Raw genomic sequence first — 19,614 nt, forward strand, 5'->3', positions numbered from 1 at the left:
TGAGGGGGATGATTTAGTTGCGCATAGAACAGTTTGGCGTAGAGGAGTGGATGAATGCCTACGAGATGACGGCAAAGTACAACATTGCCGAGACGTGCGTGGAATCGCTCACAGTCGAGGAACTTCTGAGCTTATCGGGCAATATCGAAGGTTCTTTGGATGAGATATGTAGCATCAAGCTGACATATGGGGAGATTCCTGGGTCGGCTGAGTTGCGTAGATATATTGCCTCACTTTACGGACGCATGAATGAAGAACATATATTGGTAACTCAGGGAGGAATAGGCGCAAACTTTTTAGCGCAGTTTTCTTTGATAGAACCACAAGACAGCGTGATTTCCGTATACCCTACTTATCAACAGCTTTATAGCGTTCCCAAGGCATTTGGGGCGCAGGTTTACTTGTGGCAGTTAAGGCCGGAAAATGGATTTCTGCCCGATGTGGAAGAGCTTAAAGCTATAGCTAAGTCCGCAAAGAACCTCAAGATGATTTGCCTGAACAACCCCAATAACCCCACGGGTGCTTTGATGGATGAAAAGTTTATAAAAGAGGTTATAGAGATCGCCGATAGCTTTGGTGCCTACGTGCTCTGCGATGAGGTATATCGTGGTCTTGAACATGAAACAGGTAATATTACCCCTTCCATAGTTGACCTCTACGAAAGGGGCATAAGCACTGGAAGCATGTCTAAAGTCTTTTCGCTTGCCGGACTTAGGTTGGGATGGATAGCGGGACCTATTGAAGTCATAAGAGAATGCTTTCTTCATAGGGACTACACCACCATAAGTTGCGGACGTATCGATGATTATCTTGGCGTCGTTGCCCTTAAAAATCGAGATCGAATATTGGAAAGAAACCGAAAAATCATCCAAGAGAACTTGGCCATATTGACCTCGTGGATCGAAAAAGAGGATCACGTCAGCTGGGTTCCTCCAAAGGCGGGAACTACGGCTTTTCTAAACTTCGGCGAATATGACATTTCCTCAAGAGACTTTTGTAGAAGATTGTTGAATGAAACGGGAGCTTTTTTGGTCCCGGGAAGCGCCTTCGGTCCGGAGTTCGAAGGCTGGGCGAGGATTGGCTTTGCATGTGACTCTGAAGTTTTAAGGAAGGGGCTGGATTGTATATCCGCCTTTCTGAGAAAACTTGAAGGAGAATATTAAATGAGAAGCGATAAGATAAAAAAAGGCATCTCCAGGGCTCCCCATAGGTCATTGCTCATGGCCGATGGATATGAGAAATGGGAAATAGAGAGGCCATGGGTTGGCATAGCTAACGCTTATAATTCGATAATTCCAGGCCATATGCACCTTAGATCCTTGGTGGAGGCCGTTAAGGCGGGGATTTATGCTGCCGGGGGACTACCGCTTGAATTTCCCACCATAGGGGTATGCGACGGTCTGGCCATGAATCATGAAGGGATGAGGTATTCTCTTGCAAGCAGGGAACATATAATGGATTCCATCGAGATAATGGCTAAAGCACACGGATTTGATGCCCTTGTCCTGGTGCCTAATTGCGATAAGATTGTGCCCGGTATGGCAATGGCAGCAGCTCGGTTGAATATTCCTGCTATTATCCTAAGTGGAGGGCCCATGTTGGCCGGCAGAGATGTCGATAAAAACGTTGTAGATCTATCTTCGATGTTTGAGGCTGTTGGTAAGTGCGCTGCCGGGGTAATAACGGAAGATGAGCTTGGCAAATTGGAAAGTATTGCCTGTCCCACATGCGGGTCCTGTTCTGGAATGTTTACGGCAAACACGATGAACTGCATGATGGAAGCCTTAGGGTTGGCGCTTCCAGGCAATGGAACTATTCCGGCAGTCTTTTCCGAGAGAATTCGCTTAGCCAAAGCGACAGGTCGGGCAATTATGCAGCTTCTCGATAAAGGAATAACTCCACGTACTATATTGACTAAGGTGGCCTTCATCAATGCTATTGCAGTAGACATGGCCCTTGGCGGTTCGACGAATACTGCCCTGCATCTTCCAGCCATCGCGTGGGCAGCCGGTTTAGACCTTCCCCTTTCGCTTTTTGACCAAATGAGTCGACGGTGCCCCCATATATGCAGCATGAGCCCTGGCGGTCGTTATCATATCGAAGACCTTTTCTTTGCAGGAGGAGTGCAGGGCGTCATGAGCAGATTGCTTGAGGCTGGGTTAATTGACGGAGATTTGATCACCGTGACTGGCAAAACAGTGGCTGAAAACCTGGCGGAAGTTAGGGTTTTAGATGATGAAGTAATACGACCCGTTGACAGGCCCTATCATGCAGAAGGGGGCTTGGCAGTTCTTTACGGACGGCTTGCTCCGGACGGGGCTGTCGTAAAACAGTCTGCTGTATCCCCGGAGATGATGATACACACTGGCCCTGCTAGGATCTTTGACTCTGAAGAGGAAGCTACTGAAGCCATTTTTTCCGGCAAGATCAAGGCGGGCGATGTGGTTATCATAAGATACGAAGGTCCCAAGGGAGGGCCTGGTATGCGCGAGATGCTTGGTCCGACCTCAGCCTTGGCAGGAATGGGACTCGATAAATGCGTCGCTTTGATAACGGATGGCAGGTTCAGTGGAGCGACCAGGGGAGCGTCCATAGGCCATGTCTCGCCCGAGGCTGCTGAGGGTGGGCCCATAGGATTGCTCAAGGATGGTGATCTGATCGTAATAGACATTCCAGCCCGTAAGCTTGATGTCGAGGTTAGTGACGAAGAGCTTTCATTGAGAAGGAAGCAGTGGAAGCCGATCTTGCGGAAGCTCGATAGCCCGTTTCTGGAAAGATATCGGGCATTTGTGACTTCCGGAGCAAAAGGAGCAGTCTTGGAGGTGAAATGAAGTGGATATCAATGAAGATCCACGGTATAAGTTAGCCAACAAGGAAGCTTTTTACTCTCTGCTGCTGACGCTGTTGTACTTTTTTTGGTGGTACGGTTTTGCCTATGGGTTGGGTTCAAAGCCCGTAACAAGTTACTCATTTATTATGGGATTTCCAAGTTGGTTTTTCTGGAGTTGTATCATGGGGTTTGTGGTGTTTTCTTTCGCCTCCTGGGCCATGGTGAAGTTTTTCTTTAAGGACATACCGTTGGATAGCGATGGAAAAGGCACAGTCCCGGAAGGTGAAGAAGGATGAACTTCCAGGTAGCAATCCCCATAGTTCTATATCTTGCTATAGTATTTTATATTGGTTACTTGGCCAACAGAAGCATTGCAAAGACAAAGGCATCCTTTTTGAACGAATACTTCATAGGCAATCGCTCCATGGGTGGGTTTGTATTGGCCATGACGTTGGTTGCCACTTATGTCAGCGCAAGCAGCTTCATTGGCGGGCCTGGCATGGCTTACAAGGTTGGCTTGGGCTGGGTCTTGCTTGCAATGGTACAGGTACCTACTGCTTATCTTACATTGGGTTTTTTGGGCAAGAAGTTTGCCATAGTAGCTCGAAAGATTAATGCCATTACCATTAACGATTTTTTGAGGGTCAGGTATGAAAATGCTGCAGTCGTGGTGATAGCTTCGGTTAGCCTGCTAATATTTTTTACCGCTGCTATAGTGGCCCAATTTATAGGAGGCGCAAGGCTTTTTGAGGCAATAGGTGTTCCGTATAAGGTCGGCCTCTTTATTTTTGCCTTAACAGTCGTATTTTATACCGCCATTGGCGGATTTAGGGCTGTCGTATTGACCGATGCATTTCAAGGGATAGTGATGGTATGCGGAACCTTTGCCTTGCTCTTTGGGATAATAAGGGCCGGAGGAGGCATGGAGGCCATTAGCGCGAGGATAATGGCACAAGATCCTGCATTGCTTACCCCCTTTGGAGCGGGGGGTTTTGTGACAAAACCCTTCATATTGTCCTTCTGGATATTGGTATGTCTTGGGGTAATAGGGCTACCCCATACGGCGGTGCGATGTATGGGGTATAAGGATTCGAGATCTATGCATAGGGCCATTGTAATAGGTACGTTCGTGACCGGCTTTTTGATGTTGGGCATGCATCTGGCCGGCGCTCTCGGCAGGGGGGCCTTGCCGGGCATTGAGGTTGTAGATTCCGTCATTCCGACGCTGACGATTAAAATTTTGCCTCCAATCTTTGCAGGCATATTTTTGGCCGGACCCATGGTCTCGATCATGTCTACTGTAGATTCTCAACTGCTGTTGGCGTCAGCGGCAATTATCAACGACTTATATGTGGGATATATCAACCCCGATGCAGCGCATAACGACTCTAAGGTTAGGCGCATTAGTTTTATAGTCACTGCCTTAATAGGGGTCATCGTATTTCTGGTTGCATTAAATCCGCCCAGTTTGATAGTATGGATAAACCTTTTTGCCTTCGGTGGTCTCGAGGCTGTCTTTTTCTGGCCCATAGTGATGGGTCTATATTGGAAACGTGCCACCGCTTCCGGCGCATTGGCTTCAATGATAGTCGGGGTTGTCTTTTTTATATTGCTCAGCCAATATTCTTCAATACTTCATGGTGTACACCCAATTGTTCCCACCTTTGTTGTGACTTTCGTAGCCTTTGTGATTGGGAGTTACATGTCTCGTCCGTCTGTCGATGCCGTGAAGAAGGTGTGGGAGTAAGTAGATCGATTTGACATTTAAGAGGCTGCTTAGTATTATTAGTTTTAGCAGTGCGTCATCGTAATTTGAGATGTAAAAATTAAATGCCTCCGAATCAATGTATCTAAGGGCATATTGCCTATGAGCATTGATCGATAGGGTCTTTTTGGAAACGAAAAGGCCTCCCGTCTGGAAAGGAGGAAGAGCTTTAAAACCTCTTTCCTAACGGGAAGGGGTTTTATTTATGAGGATTTACCAAAAATCTACTATACCAGGCTAAGGAGGGATTTGCATGAAGACGTTCGTCAAAAGGATATTGCCAATTTTTATCATATCCTTGCTGTGCCTATCTTTCGTTCAGGGTATAGCTCGCGCAGATGAACAGGTGCTTTTAATGGCCACCACCACGAGCACTGATGATACGGGGTTGCTCGATTACCTGGCACCGCTTTTCAAGGCCGATACCGGCATAACCCTTCAGTGGACTGCAACCGGTACGGGTAAGGCTTTGAAATTGGGCGAGAATTGCGACGTAGATGTCTTGCTGGTTCACGATCCAGATTCTGAAAAGAAGTTTGTGGAGGCGGGATTTGGCATCGACAGAACTCAGGTGATGTATAACGACTTCATCATCATCGGTCCCAAAGAGGATCCAGCTGGAATAAAGGGATTAACATCGACCGAGGCATTCAAAAAGATTGCCGAGAAAAAGGCCGTTTTCGTCAGTAGGGCAGACGAGTCCGGCACTCACATGAAAGAAAAGTTCATTTGGAAGACGGCGGGATTACCTGTTCCCGATAAGGAAGAATGGTATGTACAAACGGGTCAGGGCATGTTGGTAACCATCAATGTCGCTGCCGAAAAGAAGGGTTATACCCTCACCGATAGAGGAACCTATATAAAATACGAAGCCGATCATCAGGGCAATCCGCCTTTAGTGATCCTTTGCGAGGGCGATAAATATCTGATAAACCAATACAGCGTAATAGCCGTTAACCCGGAGCATTGCCCGAAAGTCAAATATGATTTGGCAAAGAAGTTTATAGAGTGGATGGCAGGTCCAGAAGGGCAAAAAGCAATAGCAGACTTCAGGCTCATGGGAAAGCAGCTGTTTTTCCCAAATGCTGACGCCACATCCAAATAAGACATCCTACGCATTTTAAGTTGATAATAGAATGCTCCAATCCCCCAATGAGGCCGTTGCATCCCCCTGCGACGGCCTGTCTTTATATTATATATCATACTTGCATTATTATTTATTGCTTGATAAGGTACGTTTAAGGGGGTCGAACTTTGTGGATTATATATTCGACGGGATAAGAGAGGCTTTTGTTTTGTTATTTAGCGGAAACGAGGAAGTCTATTCCGCCGTTTACGCTACGCTCAAAGCGTCTTCGTTGGCCATATTGATTGCTTTGTTGATCGGTTTTCCGCTCGGCTTCTTTTTAGGATACTCCGATTTCCCCGGGAAGCGGTTCATAAGATCGGTTGCAGATACATTGCTTGCTCTTCCAACGGTTCTGGTTGGGTTATGGGTATACGCTTTCATCTCGAGCCGGGGTCCGCTTGGCAATTTGAATTTACTTTTTACCATCAAGGGTGTCATCGTTGGCGAAGTTGTCCTTGCACTTCCTATCATAATTGCCTTATCGGCTCAGGCAGTGGAAGAATTAGATCTGTCAGTAAGGGATACACTTCTTACTTTGGGGGCTACAGGAAAAAGATTAGTATTGGATATGTTATGGGAAGCTCGCTATGGAATCTTGATGGCGGCAGTAACGGCATACGGTCGCATCATATCCGAAGTTGGTTCCGCTTCTATGCTTGGCGGAAACATCAAATGGAGAACAAGGACCATTACGACAGCCATGGCATTTGAGACCAATAAAGGACAATTTGCCATGGGTATAGCCTTAGGCTTAATACTTCTTCTAATAGCCTTTTTAGTCAATGGTACCCTGGCCTTTGCTAAAAGAAGACGACAATCGCGGTGAGCTATGATGCTTTACAGATTAACTGGGATCAAACGCTACTATAACGAAAGATGTGCCCTTTCCATAGACCATCTGGTGATAGAGGAGGGCAAGATATATGGCTTAGTTGGCCCCAATGGCAGCGGGAAGACAACATTACTGAGGATTTTAGCCTTCTTGGATGAGCCTGATGCTGGAAACATTTATTATAACGGATCTTTAGTATCGCCTCAGCTTGTGCCCTCTTTGCGCCGAGAGGTGACCATGCTTTTGCAAAACACACGGCTATTAACCCGCAGGGTGAAGGATAACGTAGCATTTGGTTTAAAGATGAGGCATATGGATTTGAACACAATAAAACATCGTGTTAAAGAGGCCTTGGAAATGGTGGGCTTACCCGTAAAGGATTTTGCCAATAGGCAATGGTATGAGCTTTCAGGAGGAGAAGCACAGAGGGTTGCATTGGCTGCTAGATTGGCACTGAGACCGAAGGTCCTACTTTTGGATGAACCAACGGCCAACGTAGATACTGTCTCTGAGACCCTCATAAATGAGGCTGTGGTAAGGGCAAAGGAAGAGTGGAAGACTACTATAATAATGGTCAGCCACGATTTGTTGTGGCTTTACAACTCAGCCGACGAAACCATTTCTCTGTGGGGAGGCCGCGTCGCAAGCCATGGCCCAGAAAACGTCATCCTCGGACCATGGGAAAAGGTTGGCGACGGTCTTTACTGCAAGAAGCTAAAGGATGGACAGAAAATTTATGTCTCAGGCATTCCATCTTCTTCAAATGCCGTGACTGTAAGCCCCGGTGACATATCCCTGCTGAGCAATGCCATCAACGATGATGGAGGGTCAGCATGCAATTTACTTCGCGGCCTCGTAACGCAGATGGTTTATTCTAACGACGGGCTACTTAGGGTTTCCATTGCCCTTGGCGAATTAAATTTGGTGTCTTTGGTCGACAAAGACTATATCAAAAGTCTCGATATATATCCAGGGATGGAGGTATATGCCTCATTTAAGCCTTCGGCAGCTCAGTGGCTATAATTTAAGCTGTAAATGTATAACCATCATAGAAATCATACATTTCCAGTTTTGGGGGTTAAGGGTTGCAAAAGACGAGCTTTACGGTTCACATTAAGGATAATGGCAGTTTGACGTCAGAAAGGCCCTTAAAGGGGCAAGAAGTTCTCTTGGCCTGCGGGAAAGATGGCGAATCCAATATAGTTGCCTGGAGGGTAAATAATTATTTGCGGTCCCTAGACTGGACGGTAGATGATGATTGTTTTGTGGAGTTTGTCGATACCTCCAGCTTTGAAGGGATGGAGGTATACAGAAGAAGCCTCAGCTTTTTGTTGGTGCTTGCCTCTAAAAGGGCCTTGTCCGAGGACGTCTTTATAAGGCATTCCATAAGCGACGGATATTACTGTGAGCTTGAATCGGGATCAGTTTCTGAAGACAAGGTCTGGGCGATCAAAGAAGAACTCAAGAGATTAGTAGCTTCGGATATTCCACTGAAGCGAGAAATTATCTCCGGTGATAAGGCGATAAGGATATTTACCCGCCAGGGCAATGTGGATAAGGCTAACTTATTTCGATGGGCAGCAGTAGATCCCATAGAGGTCTATAGATGTAACGATATGTACGGCTATTTTTACGCTCCCCTGGCCCCATCTACCGGTTACATGAAAGTGTTTGATCTGGTGCCATATGAGCAGGGGATGGTCCTGCGTTTCCCGACTGTGGCCTATCCTCAGGGGCTTCCGCCTTTTATGCCCTCGAAACGTTTGTCCGAAGTATTTACGCAATATGCCAAATGGCTCGACATCTTGGGCGTGAGCACCATGGAAAGCCTTCACGGCTTGGTGTCGCGGGGAGAATCCAACGATGTGATTCAGATATCTGAGGCATTGCACTCTCAATGGCTGTCTCATTTAGCGGAAATGATTGCGACCAATGACGACATCAGGCTTATTTGCATAGCCGGACCTTCAGCATCCGGCAAGACGACGACGGCCCAGAGGTTGCGCATACAAATTCAGGTCTTCGGCAAGCGAGCTTTTATGATCTCCTTAGATGACTATTTTGTAGAGAGGGAAAGAACCCCTAGGGACGAAAAGGGAAATTACGATTTTGAAGCTCTGGAAGCTTTAGATCTGGATCTTATTAACGATAACCTAATAAAGCTGATCGAGGGTTTTGAGGTCGAACTGCCCCGTTTTAACTTCTTCACCGGCAGCAGGGAAAGGGGGCGCACGGTGCGTTTGGGCAAAGATACCATCATAATAGTGGAGGGCATACACGGCCTGAATGAATCCATAAGCCAAAGCGTTCCGGAGGCTCAGAAGTGGCGTTTGTATGTGTCCCCCTTGACGGGCATCAACTTGGATCGACACAATAGGACCAGCACCACGGATAATAGATTAATACGACGTCTGGTTCGAGATCATCGCACTCGAGGAAAAAGCCCTGAGGATACCTTGCTTCAGTGGCCTTCAGTGATCAGGGGAGCGCAAAGGCATATTTTCCCCTACCAGGAAAGGGCTCATGTGATGTTTAATTCAGCGACGGTTTACGAATTGGCTGTCCTTAAGGGATATGCAGAGCCGTTGCTTAGAAACATCCATGAAGATTCTCCAATGTTTGGCGAGGCCCAACGACTATTGACCTTTTTGCACTATGTGCCATTTATGCCGGCAGATGAGGTACCAAATAATTCGATAATTCGTGAGTTTATAGGCGGAAGCTGTTTTGAGTCTGTCTAAAAACGGCAAGGGGATATCCGAGCGAAATGAAAAGGTTTAAGCTTAATATGAAATTAAATTTGGGGCGTTTATCCTTTGTGCTGGTATCAGTGATCTTAGTGTTTTCGGTATTTTACACTGGTTCTGCCTATGGTAGCTTCAGGCTCGATGAAGAAAGGCTGCTTCAGATTGCAAGAAGGTACTTCAGCACCCAACTGCACTTACATTCCGATGATCTGGTCACTGTTAAGCTTGCGAGGGATATAAAAGCCGATAAGCTTAAGAAGATATCATGGGTATGTGTCAAAGAAGATCATGTGTTGATAGCTGTTTCCGAGATTGATAAAGAGGTCTACGGAGGATGGTCAGTGGCAACTGGAAGAAGTCCGGGCCAGAAAACTAAAGTTGGAGATATGCGTACACCTGAGGGCATATTTCATATAAAGTCCATTGAGGATGCAAGTAACTGGGGATTTTACGAAGATAAAGCAACTAAACAGTTAATTGGCTACGGTCCTTATTTCGTTCGTCTCGAGACTAACAGATGGAAGGGGATTGGCATTCATGGAACCGATGAAAATCATCTCCATGAAATAGGAACAAATGCTAGCCACGGTTGTATCAGGATGGCAAATGACGATCTCCTAGAGGTTGTAAGAATGGCAAAGATCGGACAAAAGGTAGTTATTTTGCCTTCTCTTTGAGCTCGTAGGATGGCAGGCAACTAATACCCCTAACTCCTGATTGAAAGACAGGAGTTAGGGGTATTAGTTTAATATGCAACTGCAACTTCGAATATAGGCTTATACCTTAACGCCCGCATCAAAGCCAAATAGCACAGCATCTACAATTTTCCCTACGGCTCGGGCATCGCCCACGGTGATCACCGGGATGCCCATATCGCACAGGGCTTTTGCCAGATCGCAGCCTGCAGGCTTTTGTCCGACGGCTAAGACGACATGCTTTGCAGGAACCTCACGAACCCTCTTATAGGCATCCACGATTTGGATGGCTTCAGGCGTTATGGCCGTAACCAGGCTTTTCGTCAGCATCTTGACTCCTTTAGAAACGAATGTATTAAGAAGATCGAATCGCCCGATAGGCTCCATATCCAATGCTATGTCGTCCAACATCTCAACGATTGTGACCTTGCATCCCTTATCCAGGAGATAATGAGCCGTTTCGCAGCCTACCAATCCGCCTCCAATCACTACCACTTCCTCTCCGGAAGGTACGTTAACCTTGCCCTTTAGCACATCCCAGGACAGATATGCCCTTTCGATGCCGGGGATATTGGGCACTATGGGTTCAGCACCTGTTGCAAGGATAACTATATCCGGCCTGAGGGCAGATATCTTTTCGGGGGTTGCGCATTCTCCAAGGCGCAGTGTAACATTCTGACGCTTCAGCTCTCCTTCAAGCCATTCGGTAAACCATGAGATCTTCTCCTTGCCGGGCGGCAGGCATGAAATGTTCAGCTGTCCCCCTATTTTATTTTCCTTTTCGAAGAGAACGACCTCGTGACCCCTACTAGCTGCAGTTATGGCCGCATAGGCTCCCGCGGGCCCGCCACCGATCACCACGACCTTTTTCTTCTCGCAGGCACATGGCAAATAGGGATATTTCCATTCATATCCCACCCTGGGATTGACGGAACATCTCATCCTTTGCCCAGAGAAGACCTTTAAGCCGATGCAGGTGTTGCACGAAATGCATTTGCGGATCTCCTCGTCGCGACCTTCGTATGCCTTCTTTGGCCACTCCGGGTCTGCTATCAGTCCCCGTCCAATGGCCACGAAGTCGGCTTTGCCTTCCGCTATAATGGAGTCGGCAAGGACGGGGTCACGTATGACTCCAACCGTGATGACGGGGATATTTACCACCTTTTTAATGGCTTCCGCAGTGTAAACCCGCCAACCTTCCTCGAAATGGAAGGGCTCCAAGAGCGTTGGCATCGCTTCATATATGCCGACGCTGACGTTTAATACATCCACACCAGCATCCTCGAGGATTCGAGCGATCTTCTTGGCCTCCTCGATGTCGATGCCGTCTTCTACGAAATCATCCGCATTGAAACGGAAACATATCGGAAAATTGGGGCCAAGTTTTTCGCGTATGCCCCTTATGATCTCAAGGGGAAAGCGCATGCGCCTTTCAGTGCTTCCTCCCCACTTGTCGGTGCGTTTGTTTATATGAGGTGACATAAACTGGCCGATGAGGTAACCATGAGCTCCATGGAGCTCTACGCCATCAATTCCGGCCATCTTGGCCCGAACGGCAGCGCTTACGAATTTTTGTACCAGATCTTCTATCTCCTCGTTTGACAGTTCTCTGGGTGTGACGTTCAAAAATCCTTCATGGGTTGCAGAGGGACACACCGGCTGAATTCCTCCGGTAATGTCCGGAGTAGTTTGTCTTCCTGCATGATGAAGTTGAACAAATATCTTGGCTCCTTCTAAGTGTACTGACTCTGCCAGGTCGGCAAATCCGCCAATGTATTTATCGTCATCGAGGCACAGCTGGTTGGTTATGGCCTTGCCTACCGGACTATCGACACATACTATCTCTACGATGATGAGACCGACTCCGCCGCGGGCCCTCTCGGTGTAATAATCGATGAGAGTCTGACTGACAGAGCCATCTGCATTTGCAAAGTTAGTTCCCATTGGAGGCATTACAATGCGGTTTCTAAGCCTCAAGTTGCCGATTTTTCCTTCCGAAAACAAATGGCTATACTTTACCGTCATCTAAAAACACCTCCTTTTATCCTTCTTCCTAGACAATATTATATCATTGCCCTTGCGCTGGATTGCAAATATCAAACTGCGAGGTGGGGTTTCCGGCAAGAAAGACATGCTCTTGGTCCAATTTTAGGGCAAACAGTTGGTCTTATCGCTGGATAATGTCGATAATATTGAGGGGGCTGTTATGGGAGGTGATGCCCATGGAGACAGGGCAGGTCAGCGCCATTTCTCAAGAAATGCTTAACGATGTACAAGGCGTTGTAGCAACGACGATGCTGAAGAAAAACCTCGAGCTGCAGCAAGTGATGTTGCAAGAACTGTTTCAAAGCATGGGGATAAGTCGTAATGTAGACTTATTAGCCTAATGCCCTCAGGCAAGACGGAAGATTTATTATCTTCCGTCTTGCTGTTTATTTTGTCCAGGTGACGGTTTTATTGAGATAAAATAACTGGGTATGGTAGGTTATGCTTAGAGGTGAAGTTGATGTCCGTTACAATGGCTGATGTTGCAAAAGAGGCGGGAGTTGATAAAGCTACTGTAAGCCGCGTCTTAAGGGGTGATCCCCGAATATCTCCAAAGACAAGGGAGAGGGTGTGGGAGGTCATAAAGCGCTTGGGATACAAGCCCAACGCTCTTGCGCGCGGCTTATCAGCAAGAAAGTCCGGCCTCGTCTACATAGTGTTCGAGGAGCAGGATGTACCTCAGATGAACAAGTTTCTTAAAGGCCTGGGCCGCATACTTGCTGCCATGGATAAGGAGCCAATAGTGTATGTGGCTGACTACTTTGATGCCGATTTTATAAAATCGCGCTCGATGGCCCATGAGGTAGAGGGCATTATATGGGTTGGAAATCCACCGCCGGATATGAAAGTGCCCACCGTCGCTGTAGGAGATACGACCGATCAATATGTTTGCGTGTCGCCCTTTTGGTCTGATATCGCAAGGGAGATCAAAAAAATCGCTGATGGAAGGCATATAGCCTTCATAGGCGATACTAAGGCAAATTCGATGCTCAAACAGGAACTTATCGAATATGACGCTGACGGTAAAAATACCCTCTGGATCTGCGACGGCTCACTGCCGGATGGAATAAAGAGGCTTATTTATCAAGATAAGGAATCAAGGGACTCCATAAATTCGGACCAGGAATTTTCGATGGGCGATATGTTATTATTATTTAACGACATAAACTATGCCAAGGCCTTGGGCGGTGGTTGCATATATTTGCCCTCCTTTGAAATGGGAGTGTTGGCTGCCAGGTTGTTGGTTAACATGCTCAAAAACCGTGAGGTGCCACAGAAAAATTTGGTTCGCCTTACCATAGAACTTTAGAGGGGAAGAATCTGGTGAATAGAAAGGGTTACATGCTTTTCGTTGCGGTAAGCCTATTTTTGGCTTTTTTCAGCGCATGTTTGTCGCTTGCAGTTGGAGAGGTGCGCATCCCCCTGCCGGAAGTGGCGAATATCATTCTGGGCAAGGTGGGATTTCCTTCTTCGGGGGCAGGTGCCTCAGGTGTTTATGACACGATTCTTTTATTCGTAAGGCTTCCAAGGACTCTCATGGTCTTTTTCGTCGGATCGGTTTTGGGAGTTACAGGAGCTGTTTATCAGGGACTTTTGTTAAATCCCTTGGCCGAAAGTTATACCCTGGGAGTTGCCTCAGGGGCAGCCTTGGGAGCAACCATCGCCATCGCCTTCAACGTCAATTTAGTCAGACTCTTTGCATTCCTCGGAGGAGCCTTAACTTTGTTGGGGGTGTGGGCTTTAAGCCATAGATCCCGTTCCGTTGATCCTACACGGCTCATCCTTTCGGGAGTGGTTGTCGGCAGCATCCTTCAAGCTTTGATGATGCTTCTTCAGACCTTGTTCCCCGAAAAATTAGGGGCTTTCTTTTTTTGGGTCATGGGAAGTTTTAATTCGGCAAGCTGGAGGTGGTTACCGGGATGCCTTATTGCGTCATGCATAGCCCTTTTATTTTTGTTGTTACATAGGGAATTGGACATCATATCCCTTGGAGAAGGGAAGGCCGAGACCCTGGGAATGAACATAGTGCGCATGAGATGGATCTTGCTGTTAGCGGCCTCCTTGATCACGTCGGTAGTTGTGTCCTATTGTGGTGTCATAGGCTTCGTGGGGTTAATAGTGCCTCACTTGCTTCGGATGATGGTCGGACATTCCCATGGCAGGTTGCTCTTTGCTTCCTGGATGGGTGGAGGTTTGATGCTGCTTTGGGCGGATGTGACGGCTCGTGCTATAGGATCTCTGCCGGTTGGGGTATTGACTGCCCTTGTGGGAGGCCCAATATTTTGCTTGTTTCTTTGGAAATCATGATCGAGACGGATGGTGTTTGGCTTTGGCACATGAGGGCAACATGAGACCTATTTTGTTGAGCGCTATCGGCGTTTCGGTATACTATGGCAGTAAAAAGGTCGTTTATGACGTTTCGCTTGACATGCGAAGCGGGGAAGTGTTTGCACTGCTTGGCCCCAATGGCAGCGGAAAGAGCACTATGGTGAAGGCCTTCGTCAGATTGGCGGACAAAGAAGGAGATATAAGGATATTAAATTTGCCCATGGAGAGCTTTACCCGCAAGACATTAGCCAGGGCTGCAGCATATATGCCCCAAAAGGTTCAGGTGGTCATGCCTTTCAAGGTGATGGATGTCGTGTTGCTCGGGCGATATCCATGGATTTCATTTCTTGGAGATTATAGCGATAAAGACCTTAATCTTGCCCGACATAACTTAGATGAGGTTGGCATGACTGGCTTTGAGGATCGAATAATTACTACCCTGTCGGGGGGCGAAGTGCAAAGGGTTATGATTGCCCAATGTCTTACGCAGGACGCGGCCATCATGTTGCTTGATGAGCCAACGAGCGCGTTGGACCCAAAGTATTCGATAGCTGTAATGAGGATACTGCGAAATTACGTCAAGAACGGAAGGGCTGCTCTTTGTGTCATGCACGACGTAAATCTGGCGCTTAGATTTGCCGACAGAGTAGCACTTATGAAGGAGGGATCCATCAGATACATTTGTGGTTCAAGCGAAGTAGATGCAAGCATGCTAAGCGATGTGTTTGATGTGCCGTGGCATATAGAGGAGTGGCAAGGCGGACGTATAGCTCTTCCTTTATAGCCTATGATCATATTGCTAAATATGAAAGTAGATAGTTGAGAGCAATGCCGGTTATAAGCGAGATGGATATCATGATTAAAACGCTTTGAATCAGCCTCTTTAAGCCCAATTCCTTGAAAAGCACGACGAAGGTGGCTATGCATGGAAATGTCATTGCCAGGACTACCGTAGCTACCACAAGCTGACGTGGGGTCAACCCCAAAGGCAGAAGCAATCCCACCGCCACGTCCTTCCTCAAAAATCCAAGTAATATAGCACCCATGGCCTGGGGTGGAAGGCCAAGCAATTTGACTAAAGGGCTTAAGATGTTGGATAAAAAGGGCAAGACCGAGCTGGAATATAGTAAATTGGCTATCAGTATTCCAAGCAAAACTAGCGGTGTGGCCTCGAGCAGGAATCCAGATATGCGAAACCATAGCTTGAAGCCCAAGTTGCGAAGCGATGGCAGCCTGTAGGGCGGTATTTCCACTATAAGCTCGGGGCTTTGTCCGGAGAGAGTTTTATTGAGCATGTAACCCAATATCAACCATACTCCTAAAAGCGAAGCATATACGATCGCGATATAAACCAGGCCAAGCGAACCTATGACGCCAAATATCATGGCCTGAAGCCCCGCACAGGGCACTGCAACGGAGATCAGCGTCGCGGCAATAAAGCGTTCTCGCTCGGATTCCAACACCCTGGTGGCCAGAATTCCCGGGACGTTACATCCCAATCCCAGCAGTGTAGGTACTATGGCAAATCCGTGTAAGCCTATCTTGTGAAGCAGTGCGTCGAACAGTACGGCTAGTCTTGGCAGATAGCCGATATCCTCAAGGAGCGATAAAACCAGATAAAAAGAGATGATGTAAGGAAAGACCATGGCGAATTCCACGTAAATGCCCGTCGACAATATGCCGAAACTTTGCTCCCAGTTTATGCTCCCATCTATCAGATGACCTATGAGAATGTCATGTATGAAACCCGATCCGCCCAAGACGTTGGATATGACGTTCAAAAAAGGGCCCCATATTGAATTAAAAAAGGGATCGAGGAGGTAATTTATCAGGCCTTCACCTATAATCCTTACGGCGTAAAAGCTGGCAATTATCACTAAAAGGCTTAAAAACATCCCAGACAGGGGATGAACGCTTATGTCTTCAAGTCTATCTCTAAACGTGTGGTGTCTATGCGTCACCATCTGGACGCGCATCACTATGTCGCCTATGAAACGCCAACGTTCGTCCTTGGTCATCGGAAGCAGAAATGAGGGGCGTGCCTTGGGAAGTGCTGCCTTGAGGGCTGCAATTCCTTCCCCGGTAAGCGCTACCGTTGACACGACGGGAACGCCTAGCTCCCTTTCTAAGGCCTTTAGATCAATCTGTATGCCCTTGTGTCTGGCCTCGTCAATCATGTTCAGTACTATCACTGAAGGGTAGCCCTTTTCCAGTACTTGAAGGGCCAAATATAAATTTCTCTCTAGCGCCGTGGCATCTAAGATTATTATTACTATATCTGCTCCCTCGTTTAAAATGCGCAGGGCAACCTCCTCGGCTTCGTTTGTCGGATCCAAGGTGTAAGCGCCAGGTACATCTATGAGCTTGTAAGTCTCGCCATTTATTACGACCGATCCTTCCAAAAAACCCACTGTAGTGCCGGGATAATTGGAAGAGATGGCATGAAGTCCCGTCAAACGAGAAAATATTGCACTCTTTCCCACGTTCGGGTTGCCCATTAAAAGCACTCTTTTGAGTTTTTTGTCCATTAACGTAGAATTCGGCGGGTTTCCTTCGCTCTTCATGCTGCATCGCGATGCCAAAGGACATTCGCTACAATGAAATTCCCCGCAGTGAAAAATCTCGTTATCGCGAGGAACAGTATTTTCTTTTGTTCTTCCGTGTTTTTCGAATAATTTACCAAACAGACCGTGACAGGACATTTGTGATCACTCCAAGGCCACATTTTCTTGTTTCAAGGTCTTTACAATAATTCGCGATGCAGCGCCATATCCTATGGCGATCTGTCTTCCGTCTATTTCTAAAGTAACAGGACCACAGAAGGGCATGCCGTATAGTTTTTTTATAATTTTGCCGGGCCTAAGTCCAAGGGCCTCTAACCTTTTCCCGCACTGCCCAGGGGGCAGGGAAATGACCTCTGCAAAGGTGCTGTTATCCAAGAAAATTAGGGGTTGCGCTTCCCCGTCCGTCCTTTTTGCCATCATCTCAATAAATACATCCCTTCATAATGAATGTAGCGCCTTCGTTTTTTCCTGATGTTTAACGCTTAAAACATAACCATAAAAGTTAGCCTAACCAAATTTATACCCTAACACTCGACTTGTCAAGGAAACCGAGGCAGAGCGGGAAAGAAAAGCGCTAAAACATAGGATGTATCACGATTTCCCTATCTTTAGGATAGGTTATCTCGTATTTGACCGATATGACCTTCTCTTCTCCCCGTTTTAATTTCAATTTCCAGGTGCACAGTCCCTTTTGGGTAATCTCCACCGGCTTGGGATCCAGGGTTATGGTGTTTACCTTTATGTCTTGGTGGGTGCTAACGGGTATCCTATCTATGACGGTTACGGAAGCTTCGCTTGAAAGTCCGTTTGCTACTCGAATGCTGTATCCGTCCACAAAAATTCCCTTGTCAGGTTTTTCCTCGGATTTAGCGGGTATTAATGCCTCTCTTGTCGCCATCACCAGTGGCACTCTACCTAAGGAAATGACAAGGCTTTCTCCTGGGCTTTTTTCTTCTATGGTCGTCGTTCCCGTAGGGACATCGTCAATGGATACATGGGCCTTGCCGCTTAAGGTAGCTTTGCCAAGGGGTTTTGTGCGAGCGACTGCCCAGGCTTGTACGTCTATTTGCGGCAAACAAATTATCTCTAGATCGATTTTTTCAACATTCCTTTCAAGTGGCAGTGTAGTGGGAATGCCAATCCCTGAAACTTGACCCTTTACGCTATATGTTAGCCCCGAAAGCGACTCAATCCTTCTTGCTCCGCCAGCGTCTAGGGTGAGTCTTGCCGCTTCGACGGGAAAGCTCTTTAGGGTGACCGGTTCCCTAAACTCCACGACCAAAGGTGGCAATTCGGGCATAGCCACATCCCCTTGGGCTGCATTAGAGTAGAGCTTGATTTCGCCCATCCATGGTATCCCCGTTTTCTGCGTAATTTCAGCCTTTAGGTCAAGGGTAAGTTCTCCCTTCTTGGAACTGTAGTTGACGTAGTAAAGTGGTTGCCAACCGGCATTCTTGCTAAAGGCTCGAATTCTGATCTTTCCCTTTCCAGAAGAAGACATGTTGATGCTGGTAGCGAAGTTCTCTTTGGGGCAAAGCTCGTTCCATTGATCTTGTAGGGATTTTAAGCTTGTCCTTTGTTTTTCTAAATCGAGTTCGAAATCGCGAAGTTGGCGTTCGATGGCATATCTTTCCTGCCGTAGATCGCTAAGAATTTCCTTTGACTTCGTTGTATCGGCAGGCAATATGGTATTTTCGAGTATCCTTGCAGATTGTGTGAGGGTATTTATCTGGGATTGAATCTCCGCTATCTGGGCCTTTTTTGAATTGATCTGACGATTTAGAGCAATTAACTCCTCTGGCAACCATTGGTCCAAGAGGACCATGCTCTTTTCTATTTTTGTGATCTGCACGCCTTGATCTGGGTGTACGGATATGCTGTTGGGGTCCAGCGACGGAGGAAGAACTACGTTTGCCTCTCCAGCTGGCACTTCAAAGTAAAGGTAAGCGCCTTCCGGAAATACATCCACTTTAACGGGAGATGTTGGGGATTGCTCGTTTCCGTAGGCAGCATATATCCATCCGCCCATGAATGCCAATAACATTATCATCGTCAGTTGCAAAATAACACGTCTTTTTGTCATGCCATTCAGCTCCTTTAAGCATTGTTTTTGTCGAAAACGTTCTCGTCTTAAAGAATCTATTAAAAGGGGCATTTCGTGCGTAGTCGCTAATTCAATGACATTATATTAAAATATAAAATAAAAATACAGCGCCCATGGAGAATGGAGGCAGGTTAAGAGGTGAAGGTGAAAAGCGTAAGTTCTGGCGCAGTTGTCTTCTTTATCGAGGATGGCAAGCCTTTATACCTAGTCCTTAGAGCTTTTAGGAATTGGGACTTTCCTAAGGGGGAGATAGAACCAACAGAAGATCCTTTAAGTGCTGCCAAGCGCGAAGTAGCCGAGGAGACAGGCTTGACTGATCTGGAGTTCTTTGAAGATTACATCGAAACGCCGCCTTACGGTAAGGGCAAGGTCGCTAGGTTTTACATTGCCAAATCGAAGAGCAAGGAGGTTTTTCTCCCTGTTTCGCCCGAGCTCGGACGTCCTGAACATCATGAATACAGATGGATGATGTACGACGAGGCAAGGGCAATCTTGAACGATCGGTTAAGATCTGTCCTCGATTGGGCTCATCGCAAGATCTGTAATATGGGTTAAAATGTAGGGGGCATGCGAG

Annotated in this window: 18 protein-coding genes and 1 riboswitch; of the genes, 14 read left to right on the forward strand and 4 right to left on the reverse strand. The window is 47.0% G+C overall.

Features of this window, described 5'->3' with window-relative positions:
• Positions 1 to 17 precede the first annotated feature (17 nt).
• From BUQ78_RS07530 to BUQ78_RS07570, 9 genes are all read left to right on the forward strand, one after another.
• Positions 18 to 1,163 carry an aminotransferase gene (locus tag BUQ78_RS07530; protein ID WP_074199801.1) on the forward strand — a complete coding sequence of 382 codons (1,146 nt, stop codon included), beginning with the start codon at positions 18 to 20 and terminating at the stop codon, positions 1,161 to 1,163.
• On the forward strand, positions 1,164 to 2,831 hold the full coding sequence (ilvD, locus tag BUQ78_RS07535) for a dihydroxy-acid dehydratase (protein ID WP_074199802.1): 1,668 nt from the start codon (positions 1,164 to 1,166) through the stop codon (positions 2,829 to 2,831).
• Between the two features lies 1 nt (position 2,832).
• Positions 2,833 to 3,126, forward strand: a complete 294-nt coding sequence (locus BUQ78_RS07540) for a YhdT family protein (protein ID WP_014807481.1) — start codon at positions 2,833 to 2,835, stop codon at positions 3,124 to 3,126.
• On the forward strand, positions 3,123 to 4,577 hold the full coding sequence (gene panF, locus BUQ78_RS07545) for a sodium/pantothenate symporter (protein ID WP_074199803.1): 1,455 nt from the start codon (positions 3,123 to 3,125) through the stop codon (positions 4,575 to 4,577). The genes BUQ78_RS07540 and panF overlap by 4 nt, the downstream gene beginning before the upstream one ends.
• Positions 4,578 to 4,652: 75 nt before the next feature.
• Positions 4,653 to 4,772: riboswitch (molybdenum cofactor riboswitch) on the forward strand.
• 76 nt (positions 4,773 to 4,848) lie between these two features.
• Entirely contained in the window at positions 4,849 to 5,700 is an 852-nt protein-coding gene (locus BUQ78_RS07550) for an ABC transporter substrate-binding protein (protein ID WP_014807479.1), read from the forward strand.
• 151 nt (positions 5,701 to 5,851) lie between these two features.
• Positions 5,852 to 6,550, forward strand: a complete 699-nt coding sequence (locus tag BUQ78_RS07555; protein ID WP_014807478.1) for an ABC transporter permease — start codon at positions 5,852 to 5,854, stop codon at positions 6,548 to 6,550.
• A gap of 6 nt (positions 6,551 to 6,556) precedes the next feature.
• Entirely contained in the window at positions 6,557 to 7,579 is a 1,023-nt protein-coding gene (locus BUQ78_RS07560; RefSeq protein WP_074200205.1) for an ATP-binding cassette domain-containing protein, read from the forward strand.
• A 62-nt stretch (positions 7,580 to 7,641) separates the two neighbouring features.
• The gene (locus BUQ78_RS07565) at positions 7,642 to 9,297 is read left to right on the forward strand and encodes a nucleoside kinase (protein ID WP_014807476.1); all 1,656 of its coding nucleotides are present in this window, start codon (positions 7,642 to 7,644) and stop codon (positions 9,295 to 9,297) included.
• Between the two features lie 26 nt (positions 9,298 to 9,323).
• The gene (locus tag BUQ78_RS07570) at positions 9,324 to 9,980 is read left to right on the forward strand and encodes a L,D-transpeptidase (RefSeq protein ID WP_074199804.1); all 657 of its coding nucleotides are present in this window, start codon (positions 9,324 to 9,326) and stop codon (positions 9,978 to 9,980) included.
• 99 nt (positions 9,981 to 10,079) lie between these two features.
• Here the strand turns inward: BUQ78_RS07570 and BUQ78_RS07575 are convergent, their stop codons facing one another.
• Complete coding sequence (locus BUQ78_RS07575; protein WP_074199805.1) at positions 10,080 to 12,023, reverse strand: oxidoreductase; 1,944 nt, start codon at positions 12,021 to 12,023, stop codon at positions 10,080 to 10,082.
• Between the two features lie 197 nt (positions 12,024 to 12,220).
• Here BUQ78_RS07575 and BUQ78_RS10070 point away from each other — a divergent pair, with 197 nt between their 5' ends.
• The 4 genes from BUQ78_RS10070 to BUQ78_RS07590 all read left to right on the forward strand — a co-directional run bounded on the left by BUQ78_RS10070 (position 12,221) and on the right by BUQ78_RS07590 (position 15,156).
• Complete coding sequence (locus BUQ78_RS10070; RefSeq protein WP_014807473.1) at positions 12,221 to 12,385, forward strand: hypothetical protein; 165 nt, start codon at positions 12,221 to 12,223, stop codon at positions 12,383 to 12,385.
• 119 nt (positions 12,386 to 12,504) lie between these two features.
• Positions 12,505 to 13,353: a LacI family DNA-binding transcriptional regulator gene (locus BUQ78_RS07580; RefSeq protein ID WP_074199806.1), complete on the forward strand. Its 849-nt coding sequence runs from the start codon at positions 12,505 to 12,507 to the stop codon at positions 13,351 to 13,353.
• 14 nt (positions 13,354 to 13,367) lie between these two features.
• Entirely contained in the window at positions 13,368 to 14,351 is a 984-nt protein-coding gene (locus BUQ78_RS07585; RefSeq protein WP_318259580.1) for a FecCD family ABC transporter permease, read from the forward strand.
• 40 nt (positions 14,352 to 14,391) lie between these two features.
• Positions 14,392 to 15,156, forward strand: a complete 765-nt coding sequence (locus tag BUQ78_RS07590) for an ABC transporter ATP-binding protein (protein WP_074199807.1) — start codon at positions 14,392 to 14,394, stop codon at positions 15,154 to 15,156.
• A 7-nt stretch (positions 15,157 to 15,163) separates the two neighbouring features.
• Here BUQ78_RS07590 and BUQ78_RS07595 read toward each other — a convergent pair whose 3' ends face one another.
• The 3 genes from BUQ78_RS07595 to BUQ78_RS07605 all read right to left on the reverse strand — a co-directional run bounded on the left by BUQ78_RS07595 (position 15,164) and on the right by BUQ78_RS07605 (position 19,019).
• Complete coding sequence (locus BUQ78_RS07595) at positions 15,164 to 17,074, reverse strand: ferrous iron transporter B (RefSeq protein WP_014807469.1); 1,911 nt, start codon at positions 17,072 to 17,074, stop codon at positions 15,164 to 15,166.
• Between the two features lie 6 nt (positions 17,075 to 17,080).
• Entirely contained in the window at positions 17,081 to 17,356 is a 276-nt protein-coding gene (locus tag BUQ78_RS07600) for a FeoA family protein (RefSeq protein WP_014807468.1), read from the reverse strand.
• A gap of 154 nt (positions 17,357 to 17,510) precedes the next feature.
• Positions 17,511 to 19,019, reverse strand: a complete 1,509-nt coding sequence (locus tag BUQ78_RS07605; RefSeq protein ID WP_014807467.1) for a DUF4139 domain-containing protein — start codon at positions 19,017 to 19,019, stop codon at positions 17,511 to 17,513.
• Between the two features lie 159 nt (positions 19,020 to 19,178).
• Here BUQ78_RS07605 and BUQ78_RS07610 point away from each other — a divergent pair, with 159 nt between their 5' ends.
• A complete protein-coding gene (locus BUQ78_RS07610) occupies positions 19,179 to 19,595 on the forward strand; it encodes a bis(5'-nucleosyl)-tetraphosphatase (protein WP_014807466.1) in 417 nt (138 codons plus the stop codon).
• Positions 19,596 to 19,614: the final 19 nt, after the last annotated feature.

Origin of the sequence: Acetomicrobium flavidum, from assembly GCF_900129645.1 — a bacterium.
In the GTDB taxonomy this organism is placed as follows: Bacteria; Synergistota; Synergistia; order Synergistales; family Acetomicrobiaceae; genus Acetomicrobium; species Acetomicrobium flavidum.

Excerpts from the sequence above, each read along its gene's own strand:
- ilvD (WP_074199802.1), top strand. The coding sequence starts at position 1,164 with ATGAGAAGCGATAAGATAAAAAAAGGCATCTCCAGGGCTCCCCATAGG.
- panF (WP_074199803.1), top strand. The coding sequence starts at position 3,123 with ATGAACTTCCAGGTAGCAATCCCCATAGTTCTATATCTTGCTATAGTA.
- BUQ78_RS07550 (WP_014807479.1), top strand. The coding sequence starts at position 4,849 with ATGAAGACGTTCGTCAAAAGGATATTGCCAATTTTTATCATATCCTTG.
- BUQ78_RS07560 (WP_074200205.1), top strand. The coding sequence starts at position 6,557 with ATGCTTTACAGATTAACTGGGATCAAACGCTACTATAACGAAAGATGT.
- BUQ78_RS07570 (WP_074199804.1), top strand. The coding sequence starts at position 9,324 with ATGAAAAGGTTTAAGCTTAATATGAAATTAAATTTGGGGCGTTTATCC.
- BUQ78_RS07575 (WP_074199805.1), bottom strand. The coding sequence starts at position 12,023 with ATGACGGTAAAGTATAGCCATTTGTTTTCGGAAGGAAAAATCGGCAAC.
- BUQ78_RS10070 (WP_014807473.1), top strand. The coding sequence starts at position 12,221 with ATGGAGACAGGGCAGGTCAGCGCCATTTCTCAAGAAATGCTTAACGAT.
- BUQ78_RS07580 (WP_074199806.1), top strand. The coding sequence starts at position 12,505 with ATGTCCGTTACAATGGCTGATGTTGCAAAAGAGGCGGGAGTTGATAAA.
- BUQ78_RS07590 (WP_074199807.1), top strand. The coding sequence starts at position 14,392 with ATGAGACCTATTTTGTTGAGCGCTATCGGCGTTTCGGTATACTATGGC.
- BUQ78_RS07595 (WP_014807469.1), bottom strand. The coding sequence starts at position 17,074 with ATGTCCTGTCACGGTCTGTTTGGTAAATTATTCGAAAAACACGGAAGA.
- BUQ78_RS07600 (WP_014807468.1), bottom strand. The coding sequence starts at position 17,356 with ATGATGGCAAAAAGGACGGACGGGGAAGCGCAACCCCTAATTTTCTTG.
- BUQ78_RS07605 (WP_014807467.1), bottom strand. The coding sequence starts at position 19,019 with ATGACAAAAAGACGTGTTATTTTGCAACTGACGATGATAATGTTATTG.